This is a genomic window from Bacillus infantis NRRL B-14911 (assembly GCF_000473245.1).
GTDB lineage: Bacteria > Bacillota > Bacilli > Bacillales > Cytobacillaceae > Bacillus_AB > Bacillus_AB infantis.
The window spans coordinates 2824852-2841885 of the sequence record NC_022524.1; the positions used below are offsets into that span (position 1 = coordinate 2824852).

The 17034-nt window shown below is 45.9% G+C and carries 17 protein-coding genes; 8 read left to right on the forward strand and 9 right to left on the reverse strand.

Features of this window, described 5'->3' with window-relative positions; all coding sequences use genetic code 11:
* Window positions 1–119: 119 nt before the first annotated feature.
* From fdhD to N288_RS14340, 3 genes are read left to right on the forward strand one after another with little or no spacing between them, the layout of a single operon-like run.
* Window positions 120–905 carry a formate dehydrogenase accessory sulfurtransferase FdhD gene (gene fdhD, locus N288_RS14330; protein ID WP_009795611.1) on the forward strand — a complete coding sequence of 262 codons (786 nt, stop codon included), beginning with the start codon at window positions 120–122 and terminating at the stop codon, window positions 903–905.
* A gap of 19 nt (window positions 906–924) precedes the next feature.
* Window positions 925–1938: a GTP 3',8-cyclase MoaA gene (gene moaA, locus N288_RS14335; RefSeq protein ID WP_022544048.1), complete on the forward strand. Its 1014-nt coding sequence runs from the start codon at window positions 925–927 to the stop codon at window positions 1936–1938.
* A 32-nt stretch (window positions 1939–1970) separates the two neighbouring features.
* Complete coding sequence (locus N288_RS14340; RefSeq protein ID WP_009795609.1) at window positions 1971–2420, forward strand: OsmC family protein; 450 nt, start codon at window positions 1971–1973, stop codon at window positions 2418–2420.
* A gap of 101 nt (window positions 2421–2521) precedes the next feature.
* On the opposite strand, the gene N288_RS14345 is transcribed toward N288_RS14340, so the two are convergent.
* Entirely contained in the window at window positions 2522–3286 is a 765-nt protein-coding gene (locus N288_RS14345; RefSeq protein WP_009795608.1) for a Cof-type HAD-IIB family hydrolase, read from the reverse strand.
* 147 nt (window positions 3287–3433) lie between these two features.
* Window positions 3434–4369 (reverse strand): MBL fold metallo-hydrolase, encoded by a 936-nt coding sequence (locus tag N288_RS14350; RefSeq protein WP_022544049.1) that lies wholly within the window; start codon window positions 4367–4369, stop codon window positions 3434–3436.
* Between the two features lie 200 nt (window positions 4370–4569).
* Here N288_RS14350 and N288_RS14355 point away from each other — a divergent pair, with 200 nt between their 5' ends.
* On the forward strand, window positions 4570–6000 hold the full coding sequence (locus N288_RS14355) for an SLC13 family permease (RefSeq protein WP_009795606.1): 1431 nt from the start codon (window positions 4570–4572) through the stop codon (window positions 5998–6000).
* An 88-nt stretch (window positions 6001–6088) separates the two neighbouring features.
* Here N288_RS14355 and N288_RS14360 read toward each other — a convergent pair whose 3' ends face one another.
* Window positions 6089–6967: a MurR/RpiR family transcriptional regulator gene (locus tag N288_RS14360; RefSeq protein WP_009795605.1), complete on the reverse strand. Its 879-nt coding sequence runs from the start codon at window positions 6965–6967 to the stop codon at window positions 6089–6091.
* Between the two features lie 160 nt (window positions 6968–7127).
* On the opposite strand from N288_RS14360, the gene N288_RS14365 reads away from it, so the two are divergent.
* The gene (locus N288_RS14365; RefSeq protein WP_009795603.1) at window positions 7128–7433 is read left to right on the forward strand and encodes an antibiotic biosynthesis monooxygenase family protein; all 306 of its coding nucleotides are present in this window, start codon (window positions 7128–7130) and stop codon (window positions 7431–7433) included.
* Between the two features lie 294 nt (window positions 7434–7727).
* On the opposite strand, the gene N288_RS14370 is transcribed toward N288_RS14365, so the two are convergent.
* Window positions 7728–8051 (reverse strand): MerR family transcriptional regulator, encoded by a 324-nt coding sequence (locus tag N288_RS14370; protein WP_009795602.1) that lies wholly within the window; start codon window positions 8049–8051, stop codon window positions 7728–7730.
* Between the two features lie 190 nt (window positions 8052–8241).
* On the opposite strand from N288_RS14370, the gene N288_RS25195 reads away from it, so the two are divergent.
* Window positions 8242–8403 (forward strand): hypothetical protein, encoded by a 162-nt coding sequence (locus N288_RS25195; RefSeq protein WP_022544051.1) that lies wholly within the window; start codon window positions 8242–8244, stop codon window positions 8401–8403.
* A gap of 16 nt (window positions 8404–8419) precedes the next feature.
* Window positions 8420–8554 carry a hypothetical protein gene (locus tag N288_RS25695; protein WP_022544052.1) on the forward strand — a complete coding sequence of 45 codons (135 nt, stop codon included), beginning with the start codon at window positions 8420–8422 and terminating at the stop codon, window positions 8552–8554.
* 147 nt (window positions 8555–8701) lie between these two features.
* Here the strand turns inward: N288_RS25695 and N288_RS14375 are convergent, their stop codons facing one another.
* From N288_RS14375 to N288_RS14385, 3 genes are read right to left on the reverse strand one after another with little or no spacing between them, the layout of a single operon-like run.
* Window positions 8702–9373, reverse strand: a complete 672-nt coding sequence (locus N288_RS14375; protein WP_009795600.1) for a hypothetical protein — start codon at window positions 9371–9373, stop codon at window positions 8702–8704.
* A 20-nt stretch (window positions 9374–9393) separates the two neighbouring features.
* Window positions 9394–10071 carry a GNAT family N-acetyltransferase gene (locus N288_RS14380; RefSeq protein WP_009795599.1) on the reverse strand — a complete coding sequence of 226 codons (678 nt, stop codon included), beginning with the start codon at window positions 10069–10071 and terminating at the stop codon, window positions 9394–9396.
* A 4-nt stretch (window positions 10072–10075) separates the two neighbouring features.
* The gene (locus N288_RS14385; protein WP_009795598.1) at window positions 10076–10951 is read right to left on the reverse strand and encodes a carbon-nitrogen hydrolase family protein; all 876 of its coding nucleotides are present in this window, start codon (window positions 10949–10951) and stop codon (window positions 10076–10078) included.
* Between the two features lie 267 nt (window positions 10952–11218).
* Between N288_RS14385 and N288_RS14390 the strand changes: the two genes are divergently transcribed.
* Entirely contained in the window at window positions 11219–13600 is a 2382-nt protein-coding gene (locus N288_RS14390) for a putative bifunctional diguanylate cyclase/phosphodiesterase (RefSeq protein WP_009795597.1), read from the forward strand.
* Window positions 13601–13659: 59 nt separating this feature from the next.
* Here N288_RS14390 and N288_RS14395 read toward each other — a convergent pair whose 3' ends face one another.
* Both N288_RS14395 and N288_RS14400 read right to left on the reverse strand, forming a co-directional pair.
* Window positions 13660–15375 carry an ABC transporter ATP-binding protein gene (locus N288_RS14395; protein ID WP_009795596.1) on the reverse strand — a complete coding sequence of 572 codons (1716 nt, stop codon included), beginning with the start codon at window positions 15373–15375 and terminating at the stop codon, window positions 13660–13662.
* Between the two features lie 87 nt (window positions 15376–15462).
* Window positions 15463–16986 (reverse strand): gluzincin family metallopeptidase, encoded by a 1524-nt coding sequence (locus N288_RS14400; protein ID WP_022544053.1) that lies wholly within the window; start codon window positions 16984–16986, stop codon window positions 15463–15465.
* Window positions 16987–17034: the final 48 nt, after the last annotated feature.

The following is a 17034-nucleotide window of genomic DNA, read 5'->3' on the forward strand; positions in this document are numbered from 1 at the left end:
AAGGCGATGCCCTGTATTCGGCGCTGGATAAACAGCATCAATATACCACGGCTTAAATTCTTGCTTTCTCTCATATATGTGCTAATATTTGTGGTAATTCAAGAGAACGGGTGAAAAGAATGAATATAAGCAAAGAAAGAAAAATAGTCCAATTTCAGGATGGAAAGCTTAAAGAGGGTGCAGACCTGATAGCAGAGGAATTCCCTCTCACCATCTTTATAAATGGCGAGGAATTCGCTACAATGGTTTGTTCCCCGGACGGACTGGAAGAGCTTGCGGTCGGATTCCTTGCTTCTGAAGGAGTCATCCGCAGCAGCAGAGAGCTGACAAGTCTCCAGGTAGACAGCAGCAAGGGCTTCGCTTATGCCGAGGTAAGCAGTTACACTCCAGCCTTAAAACCAGCCCATTCCAAAAGATTCATCGGCTCCTGCTGCGGCAAAAGCCGGCAGTTTTATCTCCTCAGTGATGTGAAGACAGCAAAGACCTCCACTTCAACAGCTTCATTAACAGCCCAAGAATGCCTATCAGCGATGAAGCAGCTGCAGGAAGCCAGTGTTGATTTCCGGCAGACCGGCGGTGTCCACAATGCAGCTTTATTCCATGGCGACAGGATGATCATCAGCCGTACAGATATTGGCAGGCATAATGCTTTAGATAAAATTCTGGGATACTGTATAATAAATAAGATACCTGTACGGGATAAAGCGATTGCGTTCAGCGGAAGGATTTCCTCTGAAGTGCTTCTGAAGGCCGCCAAAATCGGGGTCGGCATCTTATTGTCCAAGTCTGCCCCGACCGGCCTTGCGATTGATCTTGCGGAAGATTTGAACATTACTGCAGCAGGATTTATCAGGGGAAATTCCTTTAATGTATACTCCTGCCCGGAACGGATAACAGAAATTTAAATTTAAAGGAGGCCATCCCATGCTCATAGATAAACTAGACAGAAATCTGCGGGATCTGCGCATCTCCGTTACCGATAAATGCAATCTGCGCTGCACCTACTGCATGCCGGCGGAAATTTTTGGCCCCGGATATGCCTTCCTGCCGAAGGACCAGCTCCTTTCGTTTGAGGAAATAGAGAAGCTTGCGTCCGTTTTTGCGAAGGCATTTGGAATCCAAAAATTCAGGCTCACCGGGGGTGAGCCTTTAATGCGCAAAGATCTCCCCCAGCTTGTTGAGAAATTGTCCAGCATCCCCGGGGTTGATGATATAGCCATGACCACTAATGGAATACTGCTGCCCCGCTATGCAAAAGAACTGAAATCTGCAGGATTGCGCAGGGTTTCCATCAGCCTCGATTCACTGGATGATGAGCTGTTCGGAAAAATAAACGGCCGCGGAATCAAAGTTGATCAAGTGCTGAAAGGAATTGACGCAGCAGCTGAAGCCGGCTTGAAAGTAAAAATTAACATGGTTGTCCAGAAAGGCGTAAATGATCATCATGTTATCCCAATGGCCAAATTTTTCAAAGAAAAAGGCCATGCTCTTAGATTCATTGAATTCATGGATGTCGGGAACACAAACCAGTGGAATATGGATACCGTTTATACAAAGAAAGATATCCTCCGCGATATAGCGGAAGTCTTGCCCTTCCAGCCTGCCCCGCCGAATTATCCGGGGGAAGTTGCAAAAAGATATGTATATGAAGGCTCAGAATCTGAATTTGGGATTATTTCTTCCGTCACTGATGCTTTTTGCTCATCATGCAACAGAGCAAGGCTTTCTGCTGAAGGCAAACTGTATACATGCCTGTTTTCTTCTGCCGGGCATAACCTCAAAGAGCCGCTCCGTGCAGGAAAAACCGATGATGAACTTGAAAGCATCATCACTGGTATCTGGAATGCCAGGGATGACCGGTATTCAGAGACGAGGGATGAGCTGAAAAGCAGCGGCACTTCCCGGAAAAAAGTTGAAATGTCCCATATTGGAGGCTGATATGGTCTCTTTTATTGTCAGGAGGATGCATAATGGCGGAACACCGATTTGAACTAAAAGCCCACTGGCCAGGATTGCGCAATGATTCTGGAACACTGGAAACAAAGGGGCTCTCTACGAAAATATCCATCCCGCCGGAAATGGACGGGCCTGGCGTCGGCACTAATCCGGATGAAATGCTCCTCGGTGCAGCCGCGACATGCTATATCATTACACTGGCTGCCATGATGGAGAGAAGCAGGCTCGAAAAAGAGGACTTAACGATAGAATCGACAGGAATAGTCGATGTTACTAACGGAGTCATAACCTATAAAGAAATTATCCACCGCCCTCAGATTATTTTGAAATCGGACGCGTCAGACCGGGACCTCCAGCTTGCCGAACGGCTTGCCCAAAAAGCGGAGGGATCCTGTATGATTTCAAGGGCTGTAAAAGGAAATGTGGAAATTTCACTTTATACGGATATAAAAAAAGCTGAATAACAAAAAAATGCCCAGGAAACTGAACGATACCACATATTGTGGCCGCCTCAGATATCCCGGGCATTTTTTGAACATAAAGAGTGCCTTATTTTTCAATTCAACTAGCTTAGCTGCTTTTTGAGGGCAAACTTTCTGATAGCTGCTGCTACTCCATCTTCAGTGTTGGCAGCGGTCACTGCGTCGGCTGCTTCCTTTACTGTCTCCTGGGCATTTCCCATCGCCACACCCCAGCCGCATTCCCTGATCATTGAAATATCATTCAGGCTGTCCCCGACAGCCATCACCTGATCCATCGTTAAGCCAAGAAGTTCGCAGACCCTCTTAATGCCATTAGCCTTATTGACTCCCAGTGCATTGACTTCGATATTGGTCAGGGCGCTGTTCGTTATTTCCAGCTCTCCCCGTTCTGCCAATGTCTGCAGAACCGTTTCCCTTGCGGCATCGTCCTCGATGTTAAAACCGAACTTCAGCCATTCGTTTGACAGCAGATCTTCCGGCATCTCATCTCGGAACACCTTCTCGCTGTTAACTGCCCAGAAGCCGGCTTTATGCTCTTTTGACAAATCCCACATCCAGCTGATCAGCTCTGCAGAAACCGGATTCCTTTCCACAAGGCTCCCGTCCGGTCCCCATATCTCCCCTCCGTTGATTGTCACAAGATAGGAGTCAAGCTTCAGAGAATCTGCGTGATCCCTGCAGGTAAGCCTTGTCCTGCCAGTGCTTAACACCACTTTGATGCCTGCTTCAATGGCTTCCTTTATAGCTTTACGGTTCCCATCCGATACTTCGCCTTTTTCATTCAATAATGTTCCGTCCATGTCCAATGCAATCAGTTTAATTTCTGGACTTTCTTCTCTGTTTTGCAACGCGGCTCAGTCCTCTCTCGAATTATGTCTATTTTATTATAATAAAAAAATGGCATGTCTATCCAATGATAGACTTCCCCGCTCTTTTTTATCCTATATATTTTCTGCACCGGGAAGAAGCTCTGACAGCCAATCTTAGCATAAACTTTACAATTGCCCTCCAGGCCAGAATGTCCCGCCGAGCTTCAGGACCTTTAGCTGTTCCTTGGGCAATGCAAGCCTGTCCCATTCTTTTTCCAGCCTCTCCAAGGCTTCAGGCCCTGTATCATCTGCAAGGCGGTATGCACCATAATGCATGGGAATGAACCGCTCTCCTTTAAGCTCCAGAAAGGCTTTTATTGCATCCTCGGGATTGATATGGGAAACAGACATAAACCATTCGGGTTCATACGCTCCAATCGGCATCAGGACAATATCTAGCTTGTGCTTTTCCGCTATCTCCTTGAATCCCCTGAAATAGCCCGTATCCCCTGCAAAATAAACTGATTGTTCATCTTCAGGATTCTCTATGATCCAGCCTCCCCAATGGGAAGTATTGGTGTCATTCAGGCCCCGCCTTGTCCAATGCTGGGCAGGGACAAAGGTAAGCTTAAGGGTGCCCGCTTCAAAACTGTCCCACCAGTCTGCCTCGTGGATATTCGTATATCCCCGCTTAGCAAAAGCCCCCTTCAATCCTGCCGGAACAAAGAATTTCGGATTTCCCCCAAGCTTTTTGATTGTTGGAAAGTCAAGATGATCATAATGGCCATGAGAAATCAGGACCAAATCAATGGGGGGAAGGGAAGTGATTGGCAGTCCAGGCTCCGTCAGTCTCTTTTGCACCCCCATCCTTAAAGCCCACACAGGGTCAGTGATCATATTCAATCCGCCAATCTGTATAAGAAAGGTCGAATGCCCTATCCAAGTCACTGACATGGACTCCCGGTTTTTCTTAAGCTTCTCTGCTTCCTTCTCTTCAGCCTGAGCTATCTGCACATTAAGATCTTTCTTATTCCTCCGCCTCTCCCTCGACCAGCGCAGCATATCCCTGAACCCATGTTCGTTTTTCACACCATCATAATTTTCATATCTGGAGCCTTTCATACCATTACCTTCCTTAACCGCCATATATGGCTTTGATTCTTATATTTTACTAGGGCGGCTGGGAAGCGGCAAAAGATTCATCCAGAAATACGCAGCCCAAAATCTTGAAAGCGGTTTACCTTGTCGGTGTTGCAGGGTAGATATTTTCTATCCATTACATAATATTCCATCGAAAAACACAGACATTAAAGGAGGCACACATGCAAACCGAAAAGAAAAATACTTATTCAAAGGCAAAAATTATTGGTCTGATTCTTGGACCTTTAAGTTTTGCAGCTATTATGTTTTTTATGGATATGGATCCTCAACCAAAAGCAGTACTGGCTTCAACAGCCTGGATCTCCATATGGTGGATTACTGAGACTCTTCCGATACCTGCCACTTCTCTTCTCCCGCTGATCCTCCTCCCGATATCCGGAGGGCTTGATAGCGGAAAAGCCGCTTCCGCATACGGCAATCCGATAGTCTTTATGTATATGGGGGGTTTTATAATAGCCATCGCTATCGAAAAGTGGAATCTACACAAAAGAATCGCCTTAACAATTCTTAGTGTTATCGGAACAAGCTCAAACCGTATTATCCTTGGAGTCATGCTGGCTACTTCACTTTTATCCATGTGGATCAACAACACAGCAACAGCACTCATGATGTTCCCTATAGCACTCGCTCTGACGAAACAAATAAAAGCAGACACTGTACTGGATAACAAGAGCTTTGATTTTTTCAGCAAAAGCATTATGCTGTCAGTCGCATATTCAGCCACGATTGGCGGGCTGGCAACACTGGTAGGGTCAATACCAAATGCTGCATTCGCAGCCATTTCTGCAGAAATGCTTGGCAGAACTATAACATTCTCAGATTGGCTGATATTCGCACTGCCACTTACAGTGATTCTTCTTATTTTGACCTACTTGTATATCACCAGAGTTCAGTTTCCAGTCAAAGTCAGCATTGGTGACAATCAGCAATACATAAAAAAAGAACTTCAGGAGCTGGGTCCTGTTACTTATGAAGAAAAGATGGTTGCCGGTGTGTTTTTCCTTACCGGCCTGCTGTGGGTTCTTGGGGGTCTGCTTCCCGAGACTATCAATGACTCTATGATTGGTATCTTTGGAGCACTCCTGCTGTTTTTTATCCCCGCAAAGATCAAAAAAGAAAGGATGCTTGAATGGGAAGATGCCTCAAAACTGCCTTGGGGGCTGCTTTTGCTATTTGGAGGCGGGCTTTCCCTGGCAGCCGCCTTTACAGAATCAAAACTGACAAACTGGATAGGGACTCAACTGGAAACCTTAATCGGTTATCCCTATTTTTTCATAGTACTGACCCTCTCAGCGATCATTTTATTTCTGACTGAAATTATGTCGAATACTGCAGTATCAAATATGGTTATCCCAATAACAGTCGGAATGGCTTATGGCATTGGAATCGAGCCATATGGATTAATGGCAGCGGCCGCACTCGCTTCTTCTTGTGCATTTATGCTGCCGATCTCCACAGCACCCAACGCTATTGTTTTCGGTTCTGATTATATCAAAATTAATGATATGATCAAAAGCGGTTTTTGGCTGAACTTAATCAGCCTATTTATCATCGTGTTGGCAGTCTATTACTGGCTGCCGCGTATTTTTTAAGAAAATAAGAGCAGACTGTTTTCCGAAAAATGGCTTGATTTACTCCCCTTGTTTGAAAAAAAAGAACCGGAATCTGGTCCGGTTCTTTTCACTTCAAATGCTTCGACTTAACATTCTCGCGCAGAAAATCAATGGCACTCCTCGTTTCATCAAGATAGGCAACGCTTTCATCATACTGTCTGGAAGCGGCGCACATGAAAAGAATATCAATAACATGAAGCTGTGCGATCCTCGAGGAAGTTGCACCGCTCCTGAATGTTGGCTCTTTTGTGGAAGATGTGAACAGCCTGATATCCGCTTGATCTGAAACGAGGGAGCTTCCGTACTTTGTAAGAGAGATTGTTACAGCGCCCCGCTTATTGGCAAGCTCAAGTATCTTGGCGACCTCAAATGTCTTGCCTGAAAAAGATATCCCGAAAACCACATCATCCGGCTTAACATTCGCGACCAGTGTAGCAGTCATATGGATATCAGCAAAGGCTGTAGCATGCTTATTGATGCGAAGGAATTTCTGCTGGGCGTCCTGGGCGATGATGCTGGAGGCGCCTACCCCAAAGAAATGCACTGTTTCCGCCTTCTGGATGGCTTCGACAGCTTTGGAAAGCTCTTCTGCGCTCAGCAGATCGGCAGTTTCCCTGATTGTCTGGATGCTGTTGCTCGACATTTTCTCAATGATGGAATGCTGTGATTCATTCGGTTCAATATCACGGAATCCGGGGTGGTCAGTTTTTTGCAGATCACCGGCAATCCTAAGCTTCAATTCCTGGTAGCCTTTCAGCCCAAGTGATTTGCAGAGCCTGATTACGGCCGCACTGCTTGTGGAGCTCCGCTTGCCCAGTTCACTGGCTGTCAATGCGATCGCTTCCTTTGGATTTTCCAGGATGAAGGATGCTATTTTTTTCTCTGAAGGAGGCAGCTTTCCCAGCATTTCGGAAAGCATGACAAGCCCGCCATTAATAAAAGACATGGAATACCTCACTTGCGATATATTTATTATTTATATTATAACGCCTTTTCCCTGTTCTATCATTTTTGAGCAGTGCAGAAGGTGAAAGATGCTTTGCTGCTTCATTGTAAGCAGGACTCCTCCATGTTATGATAGACAAAAAAGTGTTGGAGTGCTTACTATGTATATTGTCCATTCTACCTTTACCGTGCCGGCTGAAAAGGCTGCAGAGGTAATAGAAATCTACCATAACCGCTCACGGAAAGTAGATCAGTCCGAAGGCTTCAAAAAATTCCTTCTGCTCCAGAACAGCAAACGACCAGGGGACATTACCGTCCATATGGAATGGGATACAAAGGAAAGCTATTTAAATTGGGTAAAAAGCGCCCAATTCAAGGAAATCCATGATCTTGAAAAGAAATACCCAGACCAGGAGCTCGCCTCTGTCATTCCAAAGGTAACTCAATTCGAGGTTGTTGGAGACTAGCATATCATTTTATCAGACTACTAAATGCCCGGGACCCCCGCTCCAGTTTTGAGCGGGGGTCCTTTTTGCATGGCATATTTGGCCCTTTAATTTATACAGGATCAAAAAAGCCCTCCATAGAGGAGAACTCTTTTCATTATTTTTCACAAGCCCAATGGTCTTTCTCACGGTAACACTTTGAAGCATAGGCAGGATGTGTGGATGGGACGCCATTTGGATGAAATCATGTTGTATTCTCTTAGGCCAGTATATCTTTCAAAGGCGGAAAAATTTATAAAATTCAGTGAATAACTATTATTTCCTCCGGATCCCAAAGCGGGCATTAATCTGCCCTTTTAGCATCTGCTCGCGGAGTTTCTCATCTTTGGTATTATTTTTTTTCAGATAATCGCTCCTGATTTCGTCTGTTCTGACCCCTTCTTCTCTTTTGTTGGCAATATCAATGAGCTGTTCAACATCTGAGAAGGAATATTTCCTGCTCCCCTTTTCAGTTCTTTCGGGAAAAATGAGGCTTCTTTCTTCATAATATCTAATCTGCCTTTCACTCAATCCTGTCAGCTCGCTTACCACCCCAATGGAAATGACTTTTCTGTTCTTGTACGAAGGTTCTTCTTTCATACACTCACCCCGATGGCTTTATCTTTGTTCCATTATATATATGCAGAAACAGATTTTCACAGAGTTATGTAAGAAAATCTGACATTAATTAACCCTTTTATGAAAAAACAGGAAGATTTTCTTACAAAGCAAATGAAATTTCTCATGTTTTTTTCTACACTATAAAAAACGAAAGAAAGGATGAGGGCCGGTGCCATTTCTTCGCGAGGCAGTTGAGAAAAAGAAGAAGTATTTCATTCAGTTGCTCGTTAAAGGCGGTTTGCTCGATTCTTATGTAAAATCATTGACGCTGACAGAACTTGAGGGAGAATATAAGAAACTGCAAAGAGAAAAGGGTCTGGACAAAAGTTGAACCGGAGGGGAAATGGATGGAAAGAGAAGCAGCCGAACTTGCGAAGAAAATCATAGAACTGGATCTGCTCCGTGATGAGATCTGGGAAGTGCTCGCCGAACTTGCAGGTGAACGTGCCCATGAATTGCTCCGAATGGCTCAGAACAGCTGAGGAAACCTAATATCTGATTGAAAATGGATGTTAAGGTAAGTGCAGAAATCTTCTTGGAAGTGGTATAGGAGTGGTATAGGTGCCTGTCACCCGCAATTGAAAAAAAAGCCCGCTGCCGCGGGCTTTCTCTATTTTTTAGTGCTGCTTTTACAATGGCAGCAGTTCGATTGTTTCTTTATTCTTCAATCCTTCAACCATTGCGAGCCATTCGGCAGGCTTGTTGGAAAGGACGCTGTAATAAGTTTCAAGAAAATCTGCAGCAAGGGCTGCAGGTATTTCCTGCGTTTCTTCATTTGCCGGCATGAAGCATAGATCAAGACCTTTCACCGCTTCACCGTCATTCTTCCATGATGGGTGTACATATTCAAAACTCAGACGTCTGTACCCCAGATGTGAGAGCACTTCCCGGCGGACAAACGGATTCATCGCCTTCACTCCGCCAAACTCATGGCTGCCGGCCTGATAAGGGTCATAAATTTCTGCAAACATCCCAAAAAGCTCTTTGCCATTTTCCCTTGCAAGCCCTTCAAGGTCTTTCTGCCTGTTAACTGCAAGAAAGCGCCCGATGCTCAGGCCCGGCTTGCCGATGATGGTAAAATCGGTCATGGCGATATTCCAGTCAGGATAATAGCGGTATTCTGTTGCGCCTACGGCTTCGCCGTCTTCAAGGGCAATAAACACCCTGATGCCGGGATCCTCGAGCGGTTCTTTCCACAATTCATATTCCAGCACCTCTTCCGGAGGGAAAACGTCCTTCATTAAATTATGCATCTTGACAAATAATGGATCTTCAATACTTGTAATGCGGATATACTCCATCTGACACACTCCAAAAATAGTTATTTATTCTCCTGTAAAAAAGGATTTCTCCATTCCATCAGGCAGGCATAATTCAAGGACTCCCCGTCCTCCAGGTAACCGGACACCAGAGCAATCGGGACCCGCCCGCATCCCAGGAGAAATGAAAGGACCGGGTCCTTCAGTTCTCCTGCTGTAACCTTCCGGACATATTCTTCAGGGCTCATGAGCGCTGCATGCTTATGATAGCCCGGCATGCGCCCTCCCCCAAGCAGCCGCTCCAGCCCAAGGCCAATGACCGTATGATACATAGCCTGCATCAGAATCTTGCCCAGGCCGAGCTTACGGTATTTTGGCCGGATGCTGATATCCACGATATATAAAGTATTTCCATTCGGATTATGATTGCGGATATACCCTCCGTCTGTCACTTCTTCCCATGTGTGGGAAGGTGAAGAAGGGTCGAACTGCACGAGAAGCCCTGTCATTGAGCCGGCAAGCTCGCCATCAACCTCTATGCAGAGTGCACCTTCCGGAAAGAGAGAAACATGGTTTTCCAGCTGTTCCCTGTTCCACCACAGTTCTTCTGGAAAAGGAGGCGGAAAGCATTCCGCCTGGATGCTGATCAGCTCAGGAAAATCTTTTCTTTGATAGTTCCTGACTGCCGCCTGCAGCATCTTTTCACCATCTCGAACATAGAAACGGCTTTCGTATTCCATACTCTCAGCCTTCTATCCCGGTATTTTCCCAGTCTGTATACAGGTCACTGCGCCTGTCGCGCCAGGTTGTCACTGAACCTCTTTCCCTCACTTCGTAAAGCAGGCTCAAATCAAGGTCAGCAGTTACGATCATGTCATTATTAAGCTCGCCTTCAGCCATGATACCCTTAGGCGGAAACGGAACATCATTAGGCGTCAGCACTGCGGCCTGCCCGAAGTTGGCGCGCATGAAGTCAACTGTAGGAAGAGATCCGACAGTGCCAGTCACAACTACATATACCTGGTTTTCAATCGCCCTTGCATGGCTGGTATAGCGGACACGGTGGAAGCCATGGCGGTCATCTGTGCAGGAAGGACAGAAAATCACATCCGCCCCTTTCGCTTTCGCCATCCTGACGATTTCAGGAAACTCAATATCATAGCAAGTGAGGACCGCAATGCGCCCTTTATCTGTATCAAAGACACTGAGGCCGTCTCCCTGGGACATATTCCATTCATGTACCTCTGTCGGTGTAATATGGAGCTTTGCCTGCTCCCCTATCCTGCCGTCCGGATAGAACAGGTGGGCCACATTGTATAATTTTCCATTTCGGCTGACAACATGGGTGCCTCCGATGATATGCATCCCTGTTTCAATTGCGAAACGGGAAAACAGCTCCCTGTATTGATCCGTAAACCCTGGGAGTTCATTGATGGTCAGCCTTGTTCCCTGCTCACTCCCGATTGACAGAAGCTGCGTTGTGAAAAACTCTGGAAACAGGACGAACTCTGATCCATATTCCTGTGCTGTTTTTATATAATGTTCACACTGGTCAGCAAAGTCCTGGAATGAACGAATAGTATGCAGGTGGTATTGAACTGCAGAAACTCTTAATTTCATAAAAAAAACCCCCTAAAAATTGATGGGCTAGTGCACGCTGCACTATCTTTTTGATTATGGAATATTTTTTGATTTTTAACAAGTACTCACTTTGAAGTAAGTTGGTTACTTCTCTGTAACTATCCTTCTTCTCCACCTGTTGAAGGCTCTGCAGAATACATCTCTATTATTTTCAATAAAAGTCCTGTGCCAATCGTCCCGGCGCTCTTTTACCTGATATAATAAAATATACCTAAATGTAGTAACTATATCTGGAGGAGGGGCATCTTGGTCTCGCTTAATAACCTGCAATATTTTTATGCTCTGCTCGGAATTATTTTTTCCATCATTAATTGTTCTCTTTTACTCCGCTCAGTCAGGAAATCCTCGAATTCGAAGGGCAATACATCAGATCATCTTCTGAGAGATGCCTCAATCATTGGCATTACCTTTTTCCTGACAAACTTGTTTGTTGTTCTTGCTTTGAATGCCAAAGTCGATGCAGTCGATTTCTTTTTTTATTTTCTATATTTCCTTTTCAGCTGTATCGGAGGCAGTTTCCTGGCCATTAAGATGGGCATCAAGAAACAGCTGGGAACGGGTTTGTATCTGCTTGCCGGCTTTATGATTACCAGTATCATACTGCTCGCTGATTATTCTGCCGTTTTTATTCTGTTTCACCATGATTTACATTTGAATCTGCCGCTCGTTTTAATGACCGGCCTAATCACTCTAGGGATATCCTTTTCATCCCTCCGCTTCCTCCTGCAGCTGAGCAAGGAGCCTGAAAACAGCAGTAGCAGGCGGTGGGAGCTGATCGGAAGCCTGGCAGCTGGCCTGGCACTGTCCGGCATCCCGTATCTGACTGCCATTTCGGCTGTTGGCATCCAGAGCGGTTATTTTAATGAGCTGTTCTTATTCCCATATGCAGTGGAGATCCTGGCAATGACTACGCTCGCCATCGTACCGGACCTGTTCGGCGAATACAGGAATACCGTCAACGAAACGAGGCTTGAGAAAAGCGAGCAGCATTTCAGCTCGCTGTTTGATTCCAATCCCGATTCAGTATTCTCCATCAATCTGGAGGGCCGCTTTATTTCGGTTAATAAAATGGCGGAAAAACTGACCGGCTATACAGAAGCGGAGCTGCTTCAAATGACTTTCATTCCATTGATCTTTGAAAAGGATATCTCCAGGACGCTGGATTACTTTTTGCAAGCGAAGGAGGGAATCCCTTCTGAGTTTGAGGTCACTATGCAGCGGAAAGATGGAATCTCCGCTATTGTAAGGATTATTGCTGTTCCTATCGTTCTGCAAAAAGAAGTCATTGGCGTATATGGAATTGCTAAGGATATAACGGAAATCATTCAAAGCCAGGAAAGGATCCGGCATCTAGTCAATCATGATGAATTGACGGACCACTATAATTCCAGAAAGTTCATTTATGAAGCAGACAAGGTCATTGCAGAAGGGAGTCCTGTCTCAATCCTCAGCATTGAAATCGGCCGCATCAGGAGTATCAGGGAGGTTTTTGGGATAAAGGAGGGCGACGGGCTCCTAAGAGAGGCATCTTCAAGGCTGAAGAATGCCTTTGGCGAGAGCGCCCTGTTCGGCAGGCTGAATGGCGATGAGTTCGCTCTCCTGATCAGGGAAAATCTGGACCTCGAGAAAGCAGCAGGGCTAATTGAAAGAGCCTTTGCCGAACCCTTCACGGTGGATGATCATGAAATCTTCCTTGAGTGTTCGATTGGCGCTGCCATTTTTCCGGATCATGGCAAAGAAGCGTCCGAATTGCTGCGGAATGCCGAAAACGCCAAGAGGACGGTAAGCAAAAATGATCATGCTTTTTTTGCGCTCTATGAAAGAAAACAGAACCAGCACAGCCTGGAAAAGATCGTTATTGAGAATGAACTGAAAAAAGCCATTGAAAGTGACGAGCTGATGCTTTACTACCAGCCGAAATATAATATTTTAAAAGAATGCCTAACCGGGTTTGAAGCGCTTGTAAGGTGGAAGCATCCACAAAAGGGCATTCTCCCTCCGGGTGTTTTCATACCGGTTGCCGAACAGTCAGGACTGATTGCCGCGCTTGAGCTTTGGGTGCTGAGAGAAGCATGCTTTCAGCTGAAGCGATGGCACAGCACAGAACTCATGGGGCTCCCGGTTTCAATTAATCTATCACAAAAATCTTTTTCGAATCCCGGATTGGTTAAAAGCATTACCCGCTGCACTGAACAGGCAGGCATCGACCCTTCCCTTCTCGAAATCGAGATCACTGAGAGTCTTGCCATGTTCAACGAGAAGGAAACAATAGAAAAGCTTCAGTTCCTGAAAAAATACGGAATGAAAATCAGCCTCGATGATTTTGGGACCGGCTACAGCTCTTTAAGCTATATTGATAAACTTCCCATCGATACCATTAAAATCGATAAGTCTTTCATAGACAGGCTTGGCGATAATGGAAACGGGCATTCGATGGTGTCTGCCATCATTTCCATGTCTTCCTTTTTAAAGCTGCATCTTATTGCTGAGGGTGTAGAAACGAAAGAGCAGGCCGATATGCTGTCCAGGATGGATTGCCATGAAATCCAGGGCTATTATTTCAGCCCGCCGAAGCCTGCCGCAGAAATCGAAAGAGAGTTTGGAGGAAAGAAAGCGCGGATAATATAGAAAACGAAAAAGAAGCAGCCGGCTATGCGCTTGGCTGCTTCTTTTTTATGAAGATCTGATTACTGCTGGTACTGAACCTGATGAAGGCCGGCGAAAATGCCGCCTTTCGCGAGCAGTTCATCGTGCCCTCCCTGCTCCGCAATCCCGTCTTCTGTCACAACAACGATCCGGTCTGCATTGCGGATGGTTGCCAAACGGTGTGCGATTACGAGCGTCGTCCGATTTTGTGCAAGCTCTGAAAGGGCCTTCTGAATGATCATTTCCGTTTCAGTATCAAGGGCCGATGTGGCTTCGTCCAAAATCAGGATTGGCGGATTCTTCAGGAACATCCTTGCTATCGCAATCCTTTGCTTTTGCCCGCCGGATAATTTGAGTCCCCGTTCGCCGATCTGAGTTTCATACCCGTCAGGCAGGGAATGGATAAATCCTTCCAGATGGGCACGCTTGGCGGCTGACCGGATCTGCTCCTCAGATGCATCCAGCATGCCATAAGCGATATTCTCCTTTAAAGTTCCGGTGAAGAGAAATACATCCTGCTGGACGATCCCGATCTGCTTCCGCAAGGATGATTGGGTCATATCCCGGATATCCATGCCGTCAATGGTGATGCTTCCTCCATTCACATCATAAAATCTCGGGATCAGCGAGCAAATGGTTGTTTTCCCCGCCCCTGAAGGCCCGACAAAAGCCACCGTTTCCCCTGCCCTAATGGTAAGGTCGATGTCTTTCAGCACCTGTTTGCTGTCATCATAGCTGAACGAAACATTGTCCAAAGCGATATTCCCCTTAAGGGAAGCCACTTCAATAGCGTCGGGAGCATCCTTTATTTCCGGTTCTGTATCCAGGAGTTCCATGAACCGCTTGAATCCTGCCATCCCTTTCGGATAAAGCTCCATCAGGGCACTGATTTTATCAATCGGCTTGAAAAGGACATTCACATACAGAACGAATCCGACGAGCTCGCCATAGGACAGCTGGTTTTGGTAGCTAAGCCATGCCCCGAGAACAAGGACGATAAGCACCATCATCCTTGTCATCATATAAATGCCTGATGAGCTGTAGGACATGATTTTATATGCGGCAAGCTTTGCTTTACGGAATTTCCGGTTATTGACAGAGAAGCGGGAGATTTCAAAGTCTTCGTTGGTGAATGACTGGACAACGCGGACTCCGGAGACACTGTCCTCTACCCTGGCATTGACATCAGCTATGTCGCTGTACATCTGCTTCCAGGCTTTGTTCATCCTGATATTGCAGAAAGTGATCAGCCATACGAGGAATGGCACGATCAGGATCGTTACGAGAGCAAGCTTCACATTGATGGTCAGCATGATCCAGAAGGCCCCGACAAAGGTCATGATGGCAATGAACAGATCCTCCGGCCCATGATGGGCAAGCTCGCCGATATCGAAAAGGTCATTCGTTATCCGGCTCATAATATGCCCTGTTTTGGTGTTGTCAAAAAATCGGAAAGACTGCCTTTGGACATGTGTGAACAGCTGATGGCGCATATCTGTTTCAATGTTGATGCCCAGCTTATGGCCCCAGTAATTGACGATATACTGCAGGAAAGTGCTCGCTATATATAAAGCCAGCAGACCTGCACTGACTGAAACTATCATCGACCAGTTGCCGCTTGGCAGGAGCTTATCGATAAACCATTGTACAGCAAGGGGGAAGGCAAGCTCCAGAAGGGCGACTATGACGGCCGAACTGAAATCGAGCGTAAATAGTTTTTTATGAGGTATATAATATGAAAAAAAGCGTTTTAGCATCTTTCTTTTTCTCCTTTTCGTGGTGCATCTTCAAATACAGCATGCTGCGGAGCAGGATCTGCCAGCGCCGCAGCATTGCGCAATCTATTATGATCTCATGAATTTCAAAGAAAATTCTTCCCCGCTTATCCTTTTGAACAGTTCCCCGAACTTCAGACTGCCTGAGGGCCTGATGACTTCATTCAGAAGGAAGCTGCCGAAAGCTTCAGGGTCTGCGAGCAGGCCATTTCCATGCTTCTTTTCAAAAACCCCCTTAAGCATTTCACAAGTCACATCGCCCATGAAATAATTGTGAAGATAAATCGGATGGGTAGTGTAATGAATCGTGAAAGCCCATGGCGGCTCATCACCAAATGGCTCCTCCTGCAGCACTTCCCTGTGGTTCTTCCAGTAAAGCTGATACACGTCATCCAGTGAAGAGGCTTCATTGAGATAAAAGCTGTGATCAAAAAAGATCCGGCTGATGGCTCGCAGCGAGTTTGTCTTGCGGTATTCCTTCAGCCTGGAAAATTGCTCTGCCGCGCCATCAGACCCGCTGAAAAAACTCCCGGAAAACTGCGGGCTGTAAAGAAATCCCTGAAATAAGTTGGCAATCCCTTCACTGATGATCCCGCTCACACCTGTATTCAATATCAATTCCTCCGGATCCAGCAGAAAGGAATGGACGGCATGGCCTGTTTCATGGAGAAGCACACCATACTCATGAAATTTATTTTTCACATTAGCCAGTATCCGTGAATCCTTTGCCGTTTCAATCGGGAAGTTATAGCCCCATTCCGATTTGTTTTTTCTCGGAAAAATGTCATACGTAATATTATAGCTGCTAATATCAAACCCGAATAGAGAAAATAATTTATTGATATTCCCGAAATAATCGGACATATCCACTTCCTGATTCAGCAGAGGGGCAATCTTTGCATCGATATACTGCTCATCCCAGGGCAGGATCCTGTCTTCATGGAGGAACTGCTCTGCAAATCCGGCCCTCGCCTTCTCCATGGCAGGCAGGGACTGATGGAGCTCAGGGAGCCAATTGCTGAAGATGTCTTCGTCCAATTCATTCATCTCAAGCTGATGCGCTATGTAATTGGCTGATCCATATTCTTTGGCATACGTTTTCCTCAGGCTGATAAGATCGAGGAATCCTGCATCAATCATGGGCTGGTTGATCTGATTTTTGGCAAAGAAAGCCTCCCTTCTCCTGTTCTTATCCTCATCCCGGCTCATTACCTGGCCAAGTTCAACAGAGGAAACCTCCTTGCCCTGAAAGGTGTATCGAAACTGGTTCAACAACTTGGACAGGTCACTGACTTTCCCCTGGATTTCCTCATCCAGTTCATTCAGCGACTGTGACAAATGGTAAGGTTTGAATAGATTGTCAACCAGCTGCAGTTTTCTTTTGTTCAGTGGGTCCTGCTCTGTTTCCAGTGCTTCCCTCACCAATTCATAGCTTTTCTCATTCTTCAGAAGGCTGGTTATTTTCTGGTACTGGTCTTTTAGGCCGAAATCGTATCCGGCTGTATATTGTGTCCAAAGGAGACGCCCGTACTGCGTCTGTGCATCATGCACTTCACTGTATATTCCTTCAATCTCTTCCATATGCTGTCCCAAGCTGATTCCCCCATTTTTTATTTCTATAATCGAAATACATTGAATCTA

What these genes read in the sequence shown, in the direction of transcription:
- fdhD (WP_009795611.1), top strand. Translation starts at nt 120, where the DNA reads ATGAATATAAGCAAAGAAAGAAAAATAGTCCAATTTCAGGATGGAAAG.
- moaA (WP_022544048.1), top strand. Translation starts at nt 925, where the DNA reads ATGCTCATAGATAAACTAGACAGAAATCTGCGGGATCTGCGCATCTCC.
- N288_RS14340 (WP_009795609.1), top strand. Translation starts at nt 1,971, where the DNA reads ATGGCGGAACACCGATTTGAACTAAAAGCCCACTGGCCAGGATTGCGC.
- N288_RS14350 (WP_022544049.1), bottom strand. Translation starts at nt 4,369, where the DNA reads ATGAAAGGCTCCAGATATGAAAATTATGATGGTGTGAAAAACGAACAT.
- N288_RS14355 (WP_009795606.1), top strand. Translation starts at nt 4,570, where the DNA reads ATGCAAACCGAAAAGAAAAATACTTATTCAAAGGCAAAAATTATTGGT.
- N288_RS14360 (WP_009795605.1), bottom strand. Translation starts at nt 6,967, where the DNA reads ATGTCTTTTATTAATGGCGGGCTTGTCATGCTTTCCGAAATGCTGGGA.
- N288_RS14365 (WP_009795603.1), top strand. Translation starts at nt 7,128, where the DNA reads ATGTATATTGTCCATTCTACCTTTACCGTGCCGGCTGAAAAGGCTGCA.
- N288_RS14370 (WP_009795602.1), bottom strand. Translation starts at nt 8,051, where the DNA reads ATGAAAGAAGAACCTTCGTACAAGAACAGAAAAGTCATTTCCATTGGG.
- N288_RS25695 (WP_022544052.1), top strand. Translation starts at nt 8,420, where the DNA reads ATGGAAAGAGAAGCAGCCGAACTTGCGAAGAAAATCATAGAACTGGAT.
- N288_RS14375 (WP_009795600.1), bottom strand. Translation starts at nt 9,373, where the DNA reads ATGGAGTATATCCGCATTACAAGTATTGAAGATCCATTATTTGTCAAG.
- N288_RS14380 (WP_009795599.1), bottom strand. Translation starts at nt 10,071, where the DNA reads ATGGAATACGAAAGCCGTTTCTATGTTCGAGATGGTGAAAAGATGCTG.
- N288_RS14385 (WP_009795598.1), bottom strand. Translation starts at nt 10,951, where the DNA reads ATGAAATTAAGAGTTTCTGCAGTTCAATACCACCTGCATACTATTCGT.
- N288_RS14395 (WP_009795596.1), bottom strand. Translation starts at nt 15,375, where the DNA reads ATGCTAAAACGCTTTTTTTCATATTATATACCTCATAAAAAACTATTT.